We start from the raw sequence: 1,348 nt of genomic DNA on the forward strand, positions 1-1,348 counted from the left end.
ATACGATTTTGCCTTTATGTTTAAATATTCCGAACGTCCCGGAACTTATGCCGCCCGGCATTTGAAAGACGACGTGCCTGAGGAAGTGAAGAACCGCAGGCTAAGCGAAATTATCGCCCTGCAAAACGAATTGTCCGCCGAAAACAAAGAGCAGGACGTGGACTCTGTTGTCGAAGTGCTGGTGGAAGGCGTCTCCAAGAAGTCGGAAGCCGAACTGTTCGGCCGTACTTCGCAGAATAAGGTAGTTGTTTTCCCGGCTGAAGATGCCCGGGTAGGCGATTATGTCAAAGTTAAAGTCAACCGGAATACCTCCGCTACCCTGATTGGGACGATGGTGAATTGACCACAATTTAATGTTTTCCCTCACTTGAAGTGAATCTGTCTGATTTCCACCGTTTATTTTAAAATTTTCATAATAATCATTTTTTTGTGTTTCTGTTTTATAACTTTATAGAACGATCCTGGTTTGAGGCAGGTTTGTAGTTCCACTCTTATTAGGAAATAATCGTAATATGGGGGTATAGAAGCTATGACCGACCAGGCATTATAGTTAATTGACTTACTTTTTTATTATCTTTGAGAAAATATTTTACCATGACAGTATCTGATTTAAAGCTTAAACTGTTTCGTCAGATAGATAATCTTGAAAAAAATAAACTTGAAGAAGTATACGGCTTGTTGATTAATTATATTAATGGACAAAAAGATATTTCCGATTGGGAAAAGTTATCAGATAATCAAAAAAATGGTATATTAAATGCAATTGAAGAAATTGAGAACGGGAAAGGGATTCCGAATAAAACAATTCTAGATAAATTCCGTAAGAAATATTCTCATGCCTAAACAGGTTGTATGGTCTCCACTATCTGAAGGTGACTTTGCAATGATTCTTGATTATCTCTACAAGAATTGGGATGAAAAAGTAGCGATTCAGTTTATTGATTTAACTGAAACTATTCTCGGACAAATAGCCATAAATCCAAGACAATTTCCTATCATCAATAAAAAGAAAAGAATAAGAAAATGTGTCCTGACAAAGCACAATACAATGTATTATCGAGATGGTAAAAGTCAGGTAGAAATTCTAAGAATCTTCGATACAAGACAGGATCCCAATACCCTGATTTATAAATAAACCCGGCACTCTCCAAATAGGACTCTGAGCGGTGTGATTAAATATCCTGATAAATTTATGGTTTAAATCATGCCAGAAAAATTCCAGAACAAATTCCAATATCCTCCGGTGGGGTTGCAAAATTGGGATAATGGATCAAATGGCCTGTATTTTGTAACCATTTGCACAGATAACCGGGAATGTTATTTTGGAAAAATTACGTCCCCCATCATC

3 protein-coding genes are annotated in these 1,348 nt (G+C 36.9%); all 3 read left to right on the plus strand.

Features of this window, described 5'->3' with window-relative positions; translation table 11 throughout:
• Nucleotides 1-343, plus strand: a 343-nt coding sequence (locus Q8907_17055; GenBank protein ID MDP4275979.1) for a TRAM domain-containing protein, incomplete at its 5' end; no start/stop codon positions are given.
• A gap of 251 nt (nucleotides 344-594) precedes the next feature.
• Nucleotides 595-843, plus strand: coding sequence for a hypothetical protein (locus Q8907_17060; GenBank protein MDP4275980.1), 249 nt, complete (start codon nucleotides 595-597; stop codon nucleotides 841-843).
• Complete coding sequence (locus Q8907_17065) at nucleotides 836-1,135, plus strand: type II toxin-antitoxin system RelE/ParE family toxin (GenBank protein MDP4275981.1); 300 nt, start codon at nucleotides 836-838, stop codon at nucleotides 1,133-1,135. Before Q8907_17060 ends, Q8907_17065 begins: the two co-directional genes overlap by 8 nt.
• Nucleotides 1,136-1,348 lie beyond the last annotated feature (213 nt).

The sequence above is a fragment of the Bacteroidota bacterium genome, from assembly GCA_030706565.1.
Classification (GTDB): domain Bacteria; phylum Bacteroidota; class Bacteroidia; order Bacteroidales; family JAUZOH01; genus JAUZOH01.

Excerpts from the sequence above, each read along its gene's own strand:
- Q8907_17060 (MDP4275980.1), top strand. The coding sequence starts at position 595 with ATGACAGTATCTGATTTAAAGCTTAAACTGTTTCGTCAGATAGATAAT.
- Q8907_17065 (MDP4275981.1), top strand. The coding sequence starts at position 836 with ATGCCTAAACAGGTTGTATGGTCTCCACTATCTGAAGGTGACTTTGCA.